A 16307-nucleotide genomic window follows, 5' to 3' on the forward strand; every position below is an offset into this window, starting at 1 on the left:
GCCTACGATCCGGCGAAGGTCGACAGCAGGCGTTGCAGCGAATCCAAACGTGCCGCACCCCGCTCACCGAGGCGTCCTTCGGCGACGGCCTCGATGATCGCGCAGTCGGGGGCGTCGGGCAGGTGCGTGCAGCCGCGCGGGCACTCCTCGGCGACGGCCGCGAGGTCGGTGAACGCTTTGAGGATATTGGCCGGGTCGACGTGGCCGAGGCCGAAGGATCGCACCCCGGGGGTGTCGATGACCCAGCCTGTGCCGGAGTCGCCGACGTAGCGCAGCGACACGGTCGAACTGGAGGTGTGCCGCCCTCGCCCGGTCACCCCGTTGACGTGCCCGGTGGCGCGGTTCGCGAGAGGAACGAGTGCGTTCACGAGCGTCGACTTGCCGACCCCGGAGTGACCGACGAAGACGGTTGAATGCCCGGCCAGACGTGCACCGATCTCGTCGATGGGCATCTCGTCCTGTCCGCTCGTGAAGATCTCGAGAGCGTCCACACCCTCGAAATGGGCGAGGAAGTCGGTTGGATCGGCGAGATCAGTCTTGGTGACGACGAGCAGGGGGCGGATGCCGGCATCGAGCGCAGCGATCAGGTAGCGGTCGACGAGGCGCGGCCGCGGCTCGGGATCAGCCGCTGCGACCACCACGAGCATCTGATCGGCGTTGGCCACGACCACTCGTTCGACCTGGTCGGTGTCGTCGGCGCTTCGGCGCAGCAGCGACGTGCGTTCCTCGATGCCTACGATGCGCGACAACGTGCCGTCGTCGCCGGTGGTGTCGCCGACGACGCGCGCGCGGTCGCCCGTGACGATGGCCTGCTTTCGCAGCTCGCGAGCCCGCGTCGCCAGCGCCGTGTGCTCCTCGGGGCCGTCCTCGTCGATGAGTACCGTGTAGCGGCCGCGGTCGACACCCAGCACCCGCGCGATGCGGGCGTCGGCGTGCGCCGGCCGACGCTTCGTGCGCGGCCGATTCGCCTTGGGGTTCGGCCGCATCCGGATGTTCGCTTCGTCGAACTCCGGTTCGTCGTCGTCGGGGTCCAGCCAGCTCATCGGGGGCCTCGCATCGGCGGGCTCAGTCGTCCGGCGCGATCTCGAGCATGCGGGCCCAGAGCTGAGGGAACTCGGGCATCGTCTTGGCGGTGGTTTCGATGTGGTCGACCTCGACACCGGGCACGCGCAAACCGATCAGGGCGCCGGCGGTCGCGATGCGGTGATCGTGGTGCGCGCGCCACAGTCCGCCGTGCAGCGTCGTCGGCACGATGCGGATGCCGTCGGGAAGTTCCTCGGCGTGGCCGCCGAGCTCTCGGAGGTTGCCGATCAGCGCATCGATGCGGTTGGTCTCGTGCCCCCGGATGTGGCCGATGCCGTGGAGCGTGGTGGGAGCGTCGGCGAACGCCGCGAGGGCGAACAAGGTCGGTGCGAGTTCGCTGGCCGCGCTGAGATCGAGGTCGACACCCGCGATGCGCGGCCCCCCGGTCACCGTGAGTGCACCGCCGCGACGTGACGCGCGTCCGCCCAGCAGCGACAGGATCTCCGGCAGGAGCGCCCCCGGCTGCGTGGAGCTCGCCGGCCACCCGGGAATGGTGACCGATCCCTCGGTGAGCAGTGCCGCGGCCAGGAAAGGAGCCGCATTCGACAGATCGGGTTCGATGGCGGCATCCCGCCCGCGCAGCGTTCCGGCAGGCACGACCCATTCGTTCGGTGACGGGTGTTCGACCTGGATGCCGCGACGTGCGAGAGTCTCGATCGTCATATCGATGTGCGGAACGCTCGGCAGGCGCTCGCCGGAGTGGATGAGGTGCAGGCCGACATCGAAACGGGGAGCGGCCAGCAGCAGTCCCGACACGAACTGGCTGGAGGCGCTCGCGTCGATCGTCACTTCGCCGCCGCGGATGTGCCCGCGACCGCGGACGGTGAACGGCAGCGACCAGGTGCCGCCGTCGTCGACATCGGCGCCGATCTCGCGGAGCGCCTTGATCATCTCGCCCATGGGGCGGTGCAGCGCGCTCGGGTGTGCCGTCAGCGTTACATCGCCGTCGGCGAGCCCGGCCAGGGGAGCGATGAAGCGCATGACGGTTCCGGCCTGACCGCAGTCGATCTCGACGTCTCCGCGGAAGACGGTGGGCGGGCTCACCAGCAGATCGGGCCCGAAGGCTCCGGTGCCGGGAGCCTCGGAGATCTCGACACCGAGCGTTCGCAGAGCCTGCACCATCCGCTCGGAATCCTCCGAATGCAACGGTGACGTGAGGGCGCTGGGGCCGTCTGCGAGGGCCGCGAGCACCAGCTTCCGGTTCGTCAAGGACTTTGATCCGGGCACCGAAACCGTCGCGTGGACGGCCTCGTCTGCACGCGGCGCCCGCCAGACGGGTTCCGCGGCCGGCTCGGAATGGGAATACCCGGTCACTGTCATCGGGTTCTACCCTAACGAACCCACCGGACACCGCCCGCGCACCGCGGCCGTGCCGATGCCACGACCGAGGAAAGGAGCCCCGTGACCGCGACCCTCACCCCCGTTCCTGCTGACATCGCCGACGTAGACTGGGCCCTGATGGAAGAGCAGGCGGCCACCGAGCCCCACACCCCCGAACCCTTCACGTCGGATGCCGACGAGCACTCCGCGTCCGACGCGCGTACGCAGTTCGAGCAGCAGGCGTTGCCGTTCATGGACCAGCTCTACGCCGCAGGCATGCGGATGACGCGCAACCCCGCGGATGCCGCGGATCTCGTGCAGGAGACGTTCGTCAAGGCGTTCGCGTCGTGGGCATCCTTCACCCAGGGCACGAACCTCAAGGCGTGGCTGTACCGCATTCTCACGAACACGTACATCAACACGTACCGCAAGAAGCAGCGTGAGCCGTATCAGGGCACGATCGACGAGCTGGAGGATTGGCAGCTCGGCGGCGCCGAGTCCACGACCGCGACCAGCAGTCGTTCTGCCGAGGCGGAAGCGATCGACCACATGCCGGCGTCGGTCGTCAAGGACGCGCTGCAGTCGATCCCCGAGGATTTCCGTTTGGCGGTGTACCTCGCGGACGTCGAAGGATTCGCGTATCAAGAGATCGCGGACATCATGAAAACCCCTATCGGCACGGTCATGAGCCGTCTGCACCGTGGCAGGCGAATGTTGCGTGACCTCCTCGCCGATTACGCGCGCGAGCGTGGCATCGAAGTGCCGGCGCCCGCCACATCTTCATCAGGGAGCAGGAAATGAGCGACTGCGGTTGCGACAAAGCGCGCAAAGACCTCGAGGAGTACCTTCGCGACGAGGTCTGCAAGACCGAGCATGCGGACATCCGCGCCCATCTGGAGACCTGCCCGTCCTGCCGCGACGAGGCTCTCGTCGCGACGACGCTGACGGCAGTGGTCGCGCGCGCGTGCAAAGAGACGGCGCCCGAGGAACTGCGTGATCAGGTGCTGGCGCGGCTGCGCGCCGAGCAGGCCACGCATCACTGATCGATCGCGGACGCTTCCGTCGATGGGGTGAACACCCGCAGAGCGCCGGGGACGACGTCGATCTCCAGCGGGAGCGAGCCGACCGGGTCGCCATCGGCGTAGGCGGTCACGCCTACCGCCGCCAGCCGCACACGTCGCACGCGGGTCGTGACGACCTCCGGGAGGTCGGTGTGGGTTCCGCGATAGACACGAGGCAGCAGCCGCAGGAGCCGCGCCCGGCTGAGCGGGCGGACGAGCGTCACGTCCAGCAGCCCGTCGTCGAGGAGGGCGTCAGGGCAGATCGGGATGCCACCGCCGTACGTGGGCCCGTTGCCGACCGTCGCCATGATGAAGTCCTCGCGGAGGCGTTCGCCGGTGCCGTCGGCGCTCTCGAGCTCGATCTCGAACCCGATCGCGCGCAGCCGCAGGAACTCGACGAGGATCGCGATGTCGTAACGGACGTGACCTCGTGGCCACTTCATGCGGTTGGCGCGGTCGTTGACTCTCGAATCGAATCCGCTGGCGAGCACCGTGGAGTACAGCGTCGTCGACCCATCGATGCGGCGCAGTCGCGCGAGGTCGATCCTGCGCGTCGCCCCACCGATCACCGCGTCGGCCGCCCCGAAAGGGTCGCGTTCACGCAGTCCCAGCGCGGTCGCGGCGTCGTTGCCGGTGCCCGTGGGAACGATCGCGAGGGGGATGCCGGTGCCGGCGAGCTCTTGGACGGCGAGGCCGACGGTGCCGTCGCCGCCGGCCACCATCACCGCGTCGACGCCCGCATCGAGCGCGTCGCGCAGCAGGCGGGAGGAGGCGAGGGCACTGTCTCCGGCGAGCACGGTGACGCCGATGTCGTGCGCGCGCAGACGTGCGGCGGCCCGCGCCGCCGCGTCGGAGCGCGCAGCAGAGCGCGCCGTCGGATTGACGACGAGTGCGACGTCCATGTCGTCCTGTCGGGTCGGGAGGGGAAGAGGCGGCGGCCGGAGCCGCGTTCGGGTGCTCGCCCCATCATGCCGTGTCGCGAGATCGCGACACGTTCGCGACGCGGGTGCGACATCTCTTTCGTAACGTGGAGCCATGACCTTCTCCCGACGCTTCGCCGCCCTGTCCCTCGTCCTCGTCTTCGGCGCTGTGAGTCTCACGGCATGCAGCGTCAGCATCGCCGACCCCGGCGCCACACCCTCCGCGACGCCACCGGTAGCTTCGGCGCCGAACGCACCCTTGGCGCCGTCGCCCTCTGCGTCCGGTCCGCACGGGGTCGTCGACGACGAGCGTATGGCCCGTCTGCAGCGCACCCGCTGGACGGATGCCGTCGCGCAGCATGTGGTGTGTGTGAATGGCGAGTACACGGTCGACCACAACGCCGATGGCATCGTCGTCGAGGTCACCGGCGACTGCCGCGAGGTGACCATCGTCGCCGACGCGGCGACCGTGCTGCTGCCGGCCGTCGACGAGCTGAAGGTCACGGGCGACGGGAACATCGTGATCCTCGCCTCCGGCCGACAGATCACGCTCGACGCGGATGCGGATGCCAACCTCGTCGGGTGGGAGTCGGGCACGCCCGTCGTGAAGGACTCCGGCACCCTCAACGCCACGACCCCGATCTCCTGATCGGTACGATCCGGAGATGACGTCTGCCGCGCCGCGCCTGCTCCTCGTCGACGACGAGCAGTCCATCACCGACAGCCTCGCGCCCTACCTCGAACGCAGTGGTTTCGAGGTACGGGTCGCCGCCGACGGCCAGCAGGCCTGGGACAGCGTCGCCGCTTGGCATCCCGACATCCTGGTGAGCGATGTCATGATGCCTGTGCTCGACGGCCGCCAGCTCGTGCGGCGCCTCCGCGCCGCCGGCGACAGCACGCCGACCATCCTGCTGACGCGCGTGGGGGAGTCGGGCGAGCGCTCGGCGGCCCTCGAGGAGGGTGCCGACGACTACCTCAACAAGCCGTTCGACCCTCAGGAGCTCGTCGCTCGCGCCCGTGCCGTGCTCCGCCGGGTCGCGGCGGGGGCGGCGCCCCTGGTGACGGCGCAGACCCTCGTCGCCGGGGATCTGCGGCTCGACCGTCCAGGGCGGCGCCTCTGGCGGGCGGATCGCGAGCTCTCGCTCACGCCGAAGGCGTTCCAGTTGCTGGAGTACCTCATGGCGCGTCCCGGCGAGGTGCATCCCCGTGAACGGCTGCTGTCGGCGCTCTGGGGCTTCGACTTCGCGACCCATACCCGCGCTGTCGACCACCGGGTGGCGGAGCTGCGTGCTGCCCTCGGCGACGATTCGCTCGCACCCCGATATGTGGAGACCGTGGCGGGCGTCGGGTATCGATTCCGCGCCGAGGTGAGCCGCGCATGAGGGGCGGGATCGTCGTTCTCACGCTGGTCGGTGCGGCGATGATCGCGGCCGTCATCGCGACCGTCGGAATCGTCAGCGGCGACCGTCGCTCACTCGTCTTCTCACTGGCCGTGCCCGGCCTCGCCGCGCTGGTCGCTGCGGCGCTCGGCCTGATCGCCGGGGCGGGTCTCGTCATCACTCGGCGACGCGGCCGGCTCGTCGCTCTCGTGCAGCGTGAATCACGGGATGCCGCCGCCGCCGAGCACCGACGGTTCTTGGCGCGCCTCGATCACGAGCTGAAGAATCCGGTCACCGCGATTCGCGTCGCCGTCGCGGCGAGCGATGCCGACACCCCTCAGCTGGGTAGCATCGACGCACAGACCGCGCGGCTGTCGCGCCTGGTGGGTGACCTTCGAAAGCTCTCCGAACTGCAGACATCAGACATCGAACGCGTGCCCGTGTCGGTCTCGGCGTGGGTCGCCGATGTCGTCGACGCGGTGCGCGACGCCCATGGTCGTGAAGCCTCGGTGGCGCTGCCGGCCGCCCCCTGGCCGTTGCCCGACGTCATCGGTGACCCCGATCTCTTGTTCGTCGCGCTCTTCAACGTCGTGTCGAACGCGATGAAGTATTCCGAACCGGGCGATGTCGTGGAAATCCGCGGCGATGAGCAGGGCGGTGTGGTGATCCTCGACATCGCCGATACGGGACGCGGCATCCCCTCGGCCGAACTCGTCTCGGTCTTCGACGAGCTGGCGCGCGCCAGCAATGCCCGGGACCGTCCGGGGAGCGGGCTCGGCCTCGCCCTCGTGCGCACGATCGTCGACCGTCACGGCGGCGAGGTGACGATCACCTCGCGCGAAGGACACGGCACCCGCGTGCGCCTGCGGGTACCGGCTGCCGGGTGAGGCAGACCTCCCCACCCGGCAGCCGGTCATCCGACTAGAACGTCAGAGCCTTCTCGAGAATCGCGGCCTGCTCGCGCGCGTGCACCTTGGGCGAACCCGTCGCCGTCGACGCCGCGGCGGCACGCGAGATGCGCCGGATCGTGCGCCCGTGCAGGTGCTTGACCACTTCGAGGGCGATGAACGGCCATGCGCCCTGGTTCTCCGGCTCGTCCTGCACCCAGACCAGCTGCGCGTTCGGATAGCGGTCGATCACGGCGTTCAGCTGGTCGATCGGCGCCGGGTAGAGCTGCTCGAGGCGCACGAGCGCGACCTGCGGGTTGGGCTTCTTGTCGAGCTCGGCCTTCAGATCCCAGTGGATCTTGCCGGAGTGCAGGAGCACACGCGTGACGGCCGAAGGGTCGATGTTCCGGTCGTCATCGAGCACGGGCTCGAAACGGCCGTTCGTGAACGCCTCGACCGGGCTCGTCGCGCCACGCAGACGCAGCATCGCCTTCGGAGTGAAGACGATCAGCGGCCGGCGGGGGCGGGCGTAGGCCTGACGACGCAGCAGGTGGAAGTAGGATGCCGGCGTCGATGGGCGGGCGACGGTCATGTTGTCCTGCGCGCACATCTGCAGATAGCGCTCGATGCGCGCCGACGAGTGGTCGGGCCCCTGTCCCTCGTAGCCGTGGGGGAGCAGGAGGACCACGCTGGACTGCTGTCCCCACTTCTGGTCGGCGGCGGAGATGTACTCGTCGATCACCGATTGGGCGCCGTTGGCGAAGTCGCCGAACTGTGCCTCCCACAGGGTGAGGGTGTCAGGGCGCTCGACCGAGTAGCCGTACTCGAAGCCCATTGCCGCATACTCGCTCAGCAGGGAGTCGTAGACGTAGAAGCGTCCCTGGTTCTCGGACAGGTTCGCCAGCGGCAGCCACTCCTGGCCGTTCGCGCGGTCGTGCAGCACGGCGTGACGCTGCACGAATGTGCCGCGTCGGGCATCCTGACCGGCGAGGCGCACGTTGGTGCCCTCCATGAGCACCGAGCCGAAGGCCAGAAGCTCTCCGAAGCCCCAGTCGATGAGGCCGCTGCGGCTCATCTCCAGCCGCTTGTCGAGCAACTGCTGCAGCTTGTTGTGCACGGTGAAGCCGTCGGGCTTGTTGACGAAAGCGTCGCCGATCTGGTGGACGACCTCGGTCGAGACGCCCGTCGTCTCCGGCTCGCCGACGGCCTGCTCCAGGCCGCCGGTCGTCGTGGGTGAGACGATGCCCGTCGTTCCCGTCTCGGCTGCGTGGGTCTCGGCGAAGGCGATCTCCAGGCGGTTCTGGAAGTCCTGCTTGGCCTTGTCGTATTCCTCTTCGGTGATGTCGCCACGACCGACGAGCGATTCGGTGTACAGGCGTCGCACGGAGCGCTTGGCCTCGATGAGGTTCGTCATGAGCGGCTGCGTCATCGACGGGTCGTCGCCCTCGTTGTGACCGCGACGGCGGTAGCAGACGAGGTCGATGACGACGTCGCGCTGGAACTCCTGGCGGTAGGCCACCGCGAGTTCCGCGACCCGCACGACGGCTTCGGGGTCGTCGCCGTTCACGTGGAAGATCGGCGCCTGGATCGTCTTCGCCACGTCGGTCGAGTAGACCGAGGTGCGACCGTCCTGCGGCAGGGTCGTGAAACCGACCTGGTTGTTCACGACGACGTGCACGGTTCCGCCCGTGCGGTATCCGCGCAACTGCGACATCTGCAGCGTCTCGACCACGACGCCTTGACCGGCGAAAGCGGCGTCGCCGTGCACCAGGATCGGCAGCCAGGAGAAGGTGCCGATCGGCATCCGGTCCTGTTTGGCGCGCACGATGCCCTCGAGCACTCCGTCGACGGTCTCGAGGTGGGAGGGGTTTGCCGCCAGGTAGACCGGCAGCTCCTCCCCGGCGTCCGACACGAACGTGCCCTGGGTTCCCAGGTGGTACTTGACGTCACCGGAGCCCGACTTCGACCCGATCGCGACCGAGCCCTCGAACTCACGGAAGATCTGGCTGTAGGTCTTGCCGGCGATGTTGGTCAGCACGTTGAGGCGGCCGCGGTGCGCCATGCCGATAGCGGCGCCGTCCAGGCCCGCCCCGGCCGCACCTTGCAGGATCTGGTCGAGCAGCGGGATCAGCGACTCGCCGCCCTCGAGGCTGAAGCGCTTCTGTCCGACGTACTTTGTCTGCAGGAACGTCTCGAAGGCCTCGGCCTGGTTGAGCTTGTCGAGGATGCGCAGCTGCTCGTCATGCCCCGGCTTCTGGTACTTCACCTCGACGTTTTCCTGGAACCACTTGCGCTGCGCCGGGTCCTGGATGTGCATGTACTCGATGCCGATCGTGCGGCAGTACGAGTCGCGCAGCACGCCGAGGATGTCGCGGAGCTTCATCAGGCGTCGACCACCGAAACCACCCGTGACGAACTCGCGGTCGAGGTCCCAGAAGGTCAGCCCGTGGTTCTCGATCTCGAGGTCGGGGTGGGTGCGCTGGACGTACTCCAGCGGGTCGGTGTCGGCCATCAGGTGGCCGCGCACGCGGTAGGAGTTGATGAGCTCCTGAACACGTGCCGTCTTGTCGACGCGCTCGGCGATGTCGACGTTGATGTCGCCTGCCCAGTGAATGGGCGCGTAGGGGATGCGCAGGGCCGCGAAGATGCTCTCGTAGAAGCCTCGCTGGCCGGTGAGCATCTCGTGCACGATCTTCAGGAACTCGCCCGACCCGGCGCCCTGGATCACGCGGTGGTCGTAGGTGCTGGTGAGCGTGATCGTCTTGCCGATGCCGAGCTCGACGAGGGTCTTCTCGCTCGAGCCCTGGAACTCGGCCGGGTACTCGAGGGCGCCAGCGCCGACGATGCAGCCCTGACCCTTCATGAGTCGCGGCACGGAGTGCACGGTCCCGATGCCGCCGGGGTTGGTCAGCGAGATGGTGGTGCCCTGGAAGTCGGCCGCCGTGAGCTTGTTTCCCCGAGCCCGCTTGACGAGGTCTTCGTAGGCGGTGAGGTACTCGCTGAACGTGAGCGACTCGGCCTGCTTGATGGAGGGGACCATCAGGGCCCGCGTGCCATCGGGTTTGGGGAGGTCGATCGCGATGCCGAGGTTGATGTGCGCGGGTGCGACGACCGACGGCTTCCCGTCGATCTCGGCGTAGGAGACGTTCTGGCTGGGGAACGCCTTGATCGCCTGGATGAGAGCCCAGCCGATGAGGTGCGTGAAGCTGACCTTGCCGCCGCGCGTGCGAGACATGTGGTTGTTGATCACGATGCGGTTGTCGATCATGAGCTTCGCCGGCACCGTGCGAACGCTCGTCGCGGTCGGGACGGTGAGCGACTCGTCCATGTTCGCCGCGAGTGTCTTGGGCATGCCGCGCAGAGGGGTGACCACGTCTTCGCGAGCGGCGGCCACCGGCGTCGCCTGATCGGCGCTCGGCGCCTGGGCGGGCACCGGCTGCGGCGAGGCCGGGCGGGTCGTCGTGCGGGCGACGGGCTGGGATCCGACCACGGGGATGGGAGCGGTCATCGGTCGGGGCTCCGCACTGGCCTGCGGTGTCGGGGTGGATGCGGGGGCGGATGCCGGGGTGGTTGCGCTGGAGGCGGCATCCTGATGCGTCTTCTCGTACGCCTCCAGAACCGGCCACCAGGCCCGGTCGACCGCGTTGCGGTCCTTCGCGAACTGGTCGTACATCTCAGCGACGAGCCATTCGTTGGCCCCGAACTCGCCGTCGCTCGAAGTCCCCACGCCGGTCACCTGACTGGACACGGTTGCGCCTGCTTTCTTCGATGAAGTTCAGATCGTGCGAGGCCCGCCGCTGTGCATGACGCGGCCCACACGCACACGTTCATCAAGGGTATCCCAGGTTTTCTCTCGGTACCGTGGACTCATGCAGTTCTCCGGCGCTCAGCCCACCGTCGATCTCACCTACTCCGACGTGTTCCTCGTTCCGCGACGATCTGACATCACGAGCCGGCTGGACGTCGACCTCTCGCCGCAGGACGGCACCTCGGCCACGATTCCGCTCGTCGCCTCGAACATGAACTCGGTGACCGGTCCGCGTCTGGCGGCCGCGCTCGCCCGTCGCGGCGGTCTCGGCGTGTTGCCCCAGGACATGCCGCTGCAGGACATCGATGCGGCGATCCGGTGGGTGAAGGAGCAGCCCGTGCCGTGGGATACGCCGCTCGTGCTCTCGGCCGGCGCGACCGTCGCCGAGGCGGCGGCGCTGCTGCCGGCGGCGGAGGGCCACGGCATCGTCGTGGTGTCCGGCGACCCGTCGCGAGTGCACGTCGACGACATCCGGGGAGTCGTTCCCGCGACCCGCCTGGGAACGGCGCTGCCGGATGCGCGTCTCGGTGACATCGCGCGCGGGCGCACCGCATCGATCGATGCCGACGACGTCACCGACGCCCGGCACGCGTTCGATCTGCTCGTCGCCACCGGCGCCGAGACGGTGTGCGTGCTGCACCACGGGTACCTCGTCGGAACGCTGTCGCAGCGGACGGCGCTGCGCTCGACCCTGTATCGTCCCGCCGTCGACGCCCAAGGGCGACTCATCGTCGCGGCCGCCGTGGGCATCAACGGCGACGTGGCCGCCAAGGCATCCGCGCTCGCCGCCGCCGGGGTGGACGTCCTCGTCGTCGATACCGCGCACGGGCACCAGGAAGGGATGCTGCGCGCGCTGCAGACCGTCTCGAGTCTGGGACTCGGCATCCCGATCGCCGCCGGGAACATCGTCACCGCCGAGGGCGCGCGCGATCTCGTGCAGGCGGGCGCTTCGATCCTGAAGGTCGGTGTGGGACCGGGCGCCATGTGCACCACCCGCATGATGACCGCCGTCGGCAGGCCGCAGTTCTCGGCGGTGCTCGAGACCGCTCAGGCCGCGGCCGAACTCGGCGCCCATGTGTGGGCCGACGGCGGTGTGCGCTACCCGCGCGACGTGGCCCTGGCGCTGGCCGCCGGCGCGGCATCCGTGATGATCGGCTCGTGGTTCGCCGGCACGATCGAAGCTCCCGGCCCGTTGCAGAGCGACGCGGCCGGCCGTGTGTACAAGGAGTCGTGGGGCATGGCATCCACGAAGGCCGTGCAGGGACGCTTCGGACGCCTCGACGCCTACGACCGTGCGCGCAAGGAGCTGTTCGCCGAGGGCATCTCGTCGTCGAAGATCTACCTCGACCCGCTGCGTCCGTCGGTGGAGGACCTCGTCGACATGATCACATCGGGCGTCCGGTCGTCGTTCACGTACGCCGGCGCCGCGACCGTGCCCGAGTTCCACGAGCGCGCCACGGTCGGCCTGCAGTCCGCGGCGGGCTACGAGGAGGGCAAGGCGCTGCCCGTCAGCTGGTGAGCGCCTGCCATTCTCGTCGGAGCACCCCCATGACCACCGAGTCGTAGCGCTCGCCACGCACCTCACGGGCGTCTCGGAAGCGGGCCTCCTCGGTGAATCCGAGGCGGCGGCCCACCGCCAGCATCCGTTCGTTGCCCGACCATGTCGAGTAGTCGAGGCGGACCGCGTCGGTCGTGCGGAAGAGATAGCCGGTCCAGATCCGCAACGCCTCGGTGCCGATACCCCGGCCGCGCAGCGCGGGGTCGTAGACCGTGAGACCCATGCGCCGCCAGTCGGACTCCTCCGATTCCCAATGCCACGACACGCTGCCCAGCATCGTGTCGTCATCGTCGGCGTCGACGACGACACCCCGCGGCAGCGGCACCTGGGCCGCGTACGACCCGTCGGCAAGTGCCGCGCCGAGCCGGGCACAGACCGCGTCGATCTGCGCAGCGTCGAGCTTCGCGAAGTAGGGGCCGTCCCAGCGGTGCCAGTCCTGATCGGGCTGCAGCCAGCGTCGATACGTATCGAGGTCGGAGGGCCGGAACGCCCGCACGCGGATGCCGCGGCTCTCGCCGATGATGTCGTCGCCGGTCGCCGTGGTCATCGTCCCATTGTGCCCGCGGCTTCCAGCCCCGCCCCACAGTGCGGTGCCGTAAACTCTTCTGCACCATGGACGACCCTCCCAGTTGCAGACGATCGCCCCACCGACCCTCCCCGAGCATGATCGGGGGTGACGCGTGATGGATTACGTCATGTTGGGCGTGGGGCTTCTGCTCACCATCGGGACCGGACTGTTCGTTGCGAGCGAGTTCGCCCTGGTCAACCTGGACCGCGCCGACCTCGAAGCGCGTCAATCCGCAGGCGAATCCCGGCTGTCGCTGACCATCAGCGCGCTGCGCATCACCTCGACGCACCTGTCCAGCGCGCAGCTGGGCATCACCCTGACGACGCTGCTCACCGGTTACACGATGGAGCCGGCGCTGACGAACCTCCTGAGCCCGGTGCTGTCGAGCTGGGCACTGCCGGAGCCGGTGGTCCGCGTGATCGGCACGACGGTCGCGATCGCGATCGCGACGACGTTCTCGATGATCATCGGCGAGCTCGTGCCGAAGAACTTCGCCCTCGCCATCCCGCGGCAGACGGCGAAGCTCGTCATGCCCTTCCAAATCGCGTTCACCATGGTCTTCCGCCCCGCCGTCACCGTGCTCAACGGCAGCGCCAACGGGGTGCTGCGGAGCATGGGCATCGAACCGAAGGAAGAACTGTCGGGAGCGCGCACCGCCGAGGAACTCTCGAGCCTCGTCCGCCGCTCCGCGAGCGCGGGGATGCTCGAAGAAGACACGGCCTCCCTGCTCGATCGCACCCTCACCTTCGCGCGCCTGACCACGGCCGACGTGATGACGCCGCGCCCCAGCATCCACGCGGTTGCCGCCGGTGACAGCGTCGAAGACGTCATCCAACTCGCTCGGCGCACCGGCCACAGCCGCTTCCCGGTCTACGACGAATCCATGGACGACATCACCGGCATCGTGCACCTCAAGCAGGCCGTCAGCGTTCCCCGAGAGCGGCGCGGCGATGTGCCGGCCGCCGCGATCGCCGAGGAGCCTCTCCGTGTGCCCGAAGCGGTGCACCTGGATGCCGTCATGTCGGAGCTGCGCTCGCGCGGCTACCAGATGGCCATCGTCGTCGACGAGTACGGCGGCACGGCGGGTGTCGTGACCCTGGAAGACCTCGTCGAGGAGATCGTCGGCGAAGTGCTCGACGAGCACGATCGCAGCCGGGCGGGCGTGGTCCGCATCGCGGGCTCCGTGACGTTCCCGGCCGAACTGCGCCCCGACGAGGTGCTCGACCGCACCGGCATCCGAGTGCCGGAGGGCGACGTCTACGACACCGTCGGCGGATTCTTCATGTCGACGCTCGAACGCATTCCCGTCGTGGGCGACCGCATCGATCTCGAGGACGGCACGCTCGAAGTGCAACGGATGGACGGCAGACGCGTCGACCGCGTCAGGTTCACCCCCCGCCCCGTGCCGGATGGCGCCGAAGAGTCGGGGACGACATCCGAGAGGGGTGAGCGTCGATGAACGACTGGGCCGGAATCGCATGGTTGGTCGTCCTGCTGGTGTTCAACGCCTTCTTCGTCGGCGCCGAGTTCGCGGTCATCTCCGCGCGCCGCTCGCAGATCGAGCCCCTCGCCGAAAAGGGCTCGAAGACGGCGAAGACGGCGCTCTACGCGATGGAGCACGCGACGCTCATGCTGGCGACCAGCCAGCTCGGCATCACGATCTGCTCGCTGCTGATCCTGAACGTCTCCGAACCAGCGATCCACCACCTGCTCGAGGTGCCGCTCGGCCTCACGGGCTGGAGCGAAGCCGTGATCGGCGGTGTCGCGTTCGCCATCGCCCTGATCGTCGTCTCGTACCTGCACGTCGTTTTCGGCGAGATGGTGCCGAAGAACCTCGCGTTCTCCGTTCCCGACCGCGCGGTGCTGATGCTCGCGACACCCCTCGTCTGGGTGTCGAAGGTGTTCTACCCGGTGATCGCCGTCCTCAACTGGCTCGCGAACCACACGGTGCGCCTGTTCGGCGTGGAGCCGAAGGACGAGGCCGCCTCGACCTTCACGCTCGATGAGGTCGCCACGATCGTGAACCAGTCACGCATCGAAGGCGTGCTCGACGACGCGTCAGGCGCCGTGACGGCAGCGGTCGAGTTCACCGACAAGAAGGCCCGCGACATCGCGGTGCCGCTGTCGGAGCTTGTCACTCTGCCGGAGACCACGACGCCCGACGAGATCGAGCGCGCGGTCGCCAAGCACGGTTTCTCGCGCTATGTGATCGTGGATGGCGAGGGAGCGCCGATCGGCTACGTGCATCTGAAGGATGTGCTGCGGGCGGCGGAGGGTGCCGATGCAGAGCGCCGCATCTCGGCTCCCATCAAGCCGAAGCGCATCCACCACATGGTTCCGGTCGCCGAGACCACCGATCTCGAGGATGCGCTGGCGCTCATGCGCCGAACGAGCCGCCACCTGGCGCAGGTGCGCAACACGCACGGGGAGACGACGGCGGTGCTGTTCCTCGAGGACATCATCGAAGAGCTCGTCGGCGAAGTGCACGACGCGACCCGTCGCGGGTTCTGAGGCCACAGGGTCGGGGCGTTTCGACTCGGCCCTGCGGGCCGGGCGCAGCGAGTCGAAACGCCTCGCGCCGTCAGTGCGTCCGCGGGCGGGCGCGCTCGTACTGCGGCGGCCAGAGGCCCTCGTCGCTGTCGCCGAGTTCGACCTGGGCGCGCAGCGCGAAGTGCGGGTCGCGCAGCCATTCGCGCGCCGCGAGGATGACATCGGCGGCGCCCGACTGCAGGATCTCCTCGGCCTGCGTGCCGGAGGTGATCTCGCCCACCGCCGCCACCGCCACGCCGCCGTCGCGACGCACCTCGGCTGCGAGGGGAACCTGGTAGCCCGGGCCGGTCGTGATGCGCTGGTGCGACACCAGGCCGCCGCTGGAAATGTCGAAGAAGTCGGCGCCGCGCTGCGCAGCCCAGGCGGCGACGGTCGCCGTCTGCTCGGCATCCCACCCGCCCTCGGCCCAATCGGACGCCGAGAAACGCACGAGGAGGGCGGCGTCCGGCGCGGCGGCACGGACCGCTTCGACGATCTCGAGCAGCAGCCGGGCGCGGTTCTCGAGGCTGCCGCCGTACCGGTCTTCGCGGAGGTTCGACAGCGGCGACAAGAACTGGTGCAGCAGGTAGCCGTGGGCGGCGTGCACCTCGAGAACCTCGAAGCCCGCCGCGACGGCGCGGACGGCGGCCGCGGCGAACGCCGCGACGATCCGCTCGATGCCTGCATCATCCAGGGCGTCGGGAGTGGCGAAGCCCTCGTATGCGACCGCCGACGGTGCCACCGTCGTCCAGCCCCCCTCGGTCTCGGGCACCGATCCGCGGTTGCCGGCGAACGGCGACCAGGTCGACGCCTTGCGGCCGGCGTGCGCGAGCTGCACGCCCGGAATCGCGCCGCGGTCACGGATGGCGGCGACGATGGGAGCCCAGGCGTCACGCTGCTCGTCGTTCCACAGACCGACGTCCTCGGGGGAGATGCGCCCCTCGGGCACGACCGCCGTCGCTTCGGCGATCACCACGCCGGCGCCGCCGGAGGCGAACTGCGCGAGGTGCACGTGATGCCAGTCGTTCGGCATCCCGTCCTTCGCCGAGTACTGGCACATCGGCGCGACCCAGAGGCGGTTGCGCACGGTGCGTCCGGCGAGCTCGTAGGGCGTGAACAGCAGACTCATGGTGGGGGCTCTCCGTTGCGGATCAGGGCGTTTCGACTCGGCCCGGTGGGCCTCGCTCAACGACC

General features: G+C 69.0%; 14 protein-coding genes. 8 read left to right on the forward strand and 6 right to left on the reverse strand.

Annotated features, from left to right (window positions below):
• Positions 1-2: 2 nt before the first annotated feature.
• A complete protein-coding gene (rsgA, locus tag ITJ43_RS06175; protein WP_194582941.1) occupies positions 3-1043 on the reverse strand; it encodes a ribosome small subunit-dependent GTPase A in 1041 nt (346 codons plus the stop codon).
• 22 nt (positions 1044-1065) lie between these two features.
• The gene (aroA, locus tag ITJ43_RS06180) at positions 1066-2403 is read right to left on the reverse strand and encodes a 3-phosphoshikimate 1-carboxyvinyltransferase (RefSeq protein ID WP_194582942.1); all 1338 of its coding nucleotides are present in this window, start codon (positions 2401-2403) and stop codon (positions 1066-1068) included.
• Positions 2404-2484: 81 nt separating this feature from the next.
• Between aroA and ITJ43_RS06185 the strand changes: the two genes are divergently transcribed.
• Both ITJ43_RS06185 and ITJ43_RS06190 read left to right on the forward strand, forming a co-directional pair.
• Positions 2485-3204, forward strand: a complete 720-nt coding sequence (locus ITJ43_RS06185) for a sigma-70 family RNA polymerase sigma factor (RefSeq protein WP_194582943.1) — start codon at positions 2485-2487, stop codon at positions 3202-3204.
• Entirely contained in the window at positions 3201-3446 is a 246-nt protein-coding gene (locus ITJ43_RS06190; RefSeq protein ID WP_194582944.1) for a zf-HC2 domain-containing protein, read from the forward strand. Before ITJ43_RS06185 ends, ITJ43_RS06190 begins: the two co-directional genes overlap by 4 nt.
• On the opposite strand, the gene ITJ43_RS06195 is transcribed toward ITJ43_RS06190, so the two are convergent.
• Positions 3440-4366 (reverse strand): diacylglycerol kinase, encoded by a 927-nt coding sequence (locus ITJ43_RS06195; protein ID WP_194582945.1) that lies wholly within the window; start codon positions 4364-4366, stop codon positions 3440-3442. The two genes, ITJ43_RS06190 and ITJ43_RS06195, sit on opposite strands and share 7 nt — an antisense overlap.
• 133 nt (positions 4367-4499) lie before the next feature.
• On the opposite strand from ITJ43_RS06195, the gene ITJ43_RS06200 reads away from it, so the two are divergent.
• Genes ITJ43_RS06200 through ITJ43_RS06210 form a run of 3 tightly spaced genes read left to right on the forward strand, consistent with a single transcriptional unit; the run spans position 4500 to position 6650 of the window.
• Positions 4500-5033: a hypothetical protein gene (locus ITJ43_RS06200; RefSeq protein WP_194582946.1), complete on the forward strand. Its 534-nt coding sequence runs from the start codon at positions 4500-4502 to the stop codon at positions 5031-5033.
• 16 nt (positions 5034-5049) lie between these two features.
• On the forward strand, positions 5050-5766 hold the full coding sequence (locus ITJ43_RS06205; protein ID WP_194582947.1) for a response regulator transcription factor: 717 nt from the start codon (positions 5050-5052) through the stop codon (positions 5764-5766).
• Positions 5763-6650 (forward strand): sensor histidine kinase, encoded by an 888-nt coding sequence (locus tag ITJ43_RS06210; protein WP_194582948.1) that lies wholly within the window; start codon positions 5763-5765, stop codon positions 6648-6650. The genes ITJ43_RS06205 and ITJ43_RS06210 overlap by 4 nt, the downstream gene beginning before the upstream one ends.
• A gap of 34 nt (positions 6651-6684) precedes the next feature.
• Here the strand turns inward: ITJ43_RS06210 and ITJ43_RS06215 are convergent, their stop codons facing one another.
• Positions 6685-10398 carry a multifunctional oxoglutarate decarboxylase/oxoglutarate dehydrogenase thiamine pyrophosphate-binding subunit/dihydrolipoyllysine-residue succinyltransferase subunit gene (locus ITJ43_RS06215; protein ID WP_194582949.1) on the reverse strand — a complete coding sequence of 1238 codons (3714 nt, stop codon included), beginning with the start codon at positions 10396-10398 and terminating at the stop codon, positions 6685-6687.
• A 121-nt stretch (positions 10399-10519) separates the two neighbouring features.
• On the opposite strand from ITJ43_RS06215, the gene ITJ43_RS06220 reads away from it, so the two are divergent.
• A complete protein-coding gene (locus ITJ43_RS06220; RefSeq protein ID WP_194582950.1) occupies positions 10520-11977 on the forward strand; it encodes a GuaB1 family IMP dehydrogenase-related protein in 1458 nt (485 codons plus the stop codon).
• On the opposite strand, the gene ITJ43_RS06225 is transcribed toward ITJ43_RS06220, so the two are convergent.
• Positions 11967-12563: a GNAT family N-acetyltransferase gene (locus tag ITJ43_RS06225; protein ID WP_194582951.1), complete on the reverse strand. Its 597-nt coding sequence runs from the start codon at positions 12561-12563 to the stop codon at positions 11967-11969. The genes ITJ43_RS06220 and ITJ43_RS06225 overlap by 11 nt on opposite strands.
• A gap of 136 nt (positions 12564-12699) precedes the next feature.
• Here ITJ43_RS06225 and ITJ43_RS06230 point away from each other — a divergent pair, with 136 nt between their 5' ends.
• Both ITJ43_RS06230 and ITJ43_RS06235 read left to right on the forward strand, forming a co-directional pair.
• Positions 12700-14043: a hemolysin family protein gene (locus ITJ43_RS06230; protein WP_194582952.1), complete on the forward strand. Its 1344-nt coding sequence runs from the start codon at positions 12700-12702 to the stop codon at positions 14041-14043.
• Entirely contained in the window at positions 14040-15095 is a 1056-nt protein-coding gene (locus tag ITJ43_RS06235; RefSeq protein WP_194582953.1) for a hemolysin family protein, read from the forward strand. The genes ITJ43_RS06230 and ITJ43_RS06235 overlap by 4 nt, the downstream gene beginning before the upstream one ends.
• Positions 15096-15165: 70 nt before the next feature.
• Here the strand turns inward: ITJ43_RS06235 and ITJ43_RS06240 are convergent, their stop codons facing one another.
• A complete protein-coding gene (locus ITJ43_RS06240) occupies positions 15166-16242 on the reverse strand; it encodes an NADH:flavin oxidoreductase/NADH oxidase (RefSeq protein WP_194582954.1) in 1077 nt (358 codons plus the stop codon).
• Positions 16243-16307 lie beyond the last annotated feature (65 nt).

It is taken from the genome of Microbacterium sp. VKM Ac-2870 (genome assembly GCF_015350795.1).
GTDB lineage: Bacteria > Actinomycetota > Actinomycetes > Actinomycetales > Microbacteriaceae > Microbacterium.

Excerpts from the sequence above, each read along its gene's own strand:
- rsgA (WP_194582941.1), bottom strand. The coding sequence starts at position 1,043 with ATGAGCTGGCTGGACCCCGACGACGACGAACCGGAGTTCGACGAAGCG.
- aroA (WP_194582942.1), bottom strand. The coding sequence starts at position 2,403 with ATGACAGTGACCGGGTATTCCCATTCCGAGCCGGCCGCGGAACCCGTC.
- ITJ43_RS06190 (WP_194582944.1), top strand. The coding sequence starts at position 3,201 with ATGAGCGACTGCGGTTGCGACAAAGCGCGCAAAGACCTCGAGGAGTAC.
- ITJ43_RS06195 (WP_194582945.1), bottom strand. The coding sequence starts at position 4,366 with ATGGACGTCGCACTCGTCGTCAATCCGACGGCGCGCTCTGCTGCGCGC.
- ITJ43_RS06200 (WP_194582946.1), top strand. The coding sequence starts at position 4,500 with ATGACCTTCTCCCGACGCTTCGCCGCCCTGTCCCTCGTCCTCGTCTTC.
- ITJ43_RS06205 (WP_194582947.1), top strand. The coding sequence starts at position 5,050 with ATGACGTCTGCCGCGCCGCGCCTGCTCCTCGTCGACGACGAGCAGTCC.
- ITJ43_RS06210 (WP_194582948.1), top strand. The coding sequence starts at position 5,763 with ATGAGGGGCGGGATCGTCGTTCTCACGCTGGTCGGTGCGGCGATGATC.
- ITJ43_RS06220 (WP_194582950.1), top strand. The coding sequence starts at position 10,520 with ATGCAGTTCTCCGGCGCTCAGCCCACCGTCGATCTCACCTACTCCGAC.
- ITJ43_RS06225 (WP_194582951.1), bottom strand. The coding sequence starts at position 12,563 with ATGACCACGGCGACCGGCGACGACATCATCGGCGAGAGCCGCGGCATC.
- ITJ43_RS06230 (WP_194582952.1), top strand. The coding sequence starts at position 12,700 with ATGGATTACGTCATGTTGGGCGTGGGGCTTCTGCTCACCATCGGGACC.
- ITJ43_RS06235 (WP_194582953.1), top strand. The coding sequence starts at position 14,040 with ATGAACGACTGGGCCGGAATCGCATGGTTGGTCGTCCTGCTGGTGTTC.
- ITJ43_RS06240 (WP_194582954.1), bottom strand. The coding sequence starts at position 16,242 with ATGAGTCTGCTGTTCACGCCCTACGAGCTCGCCGGACGCACCGTGCGC.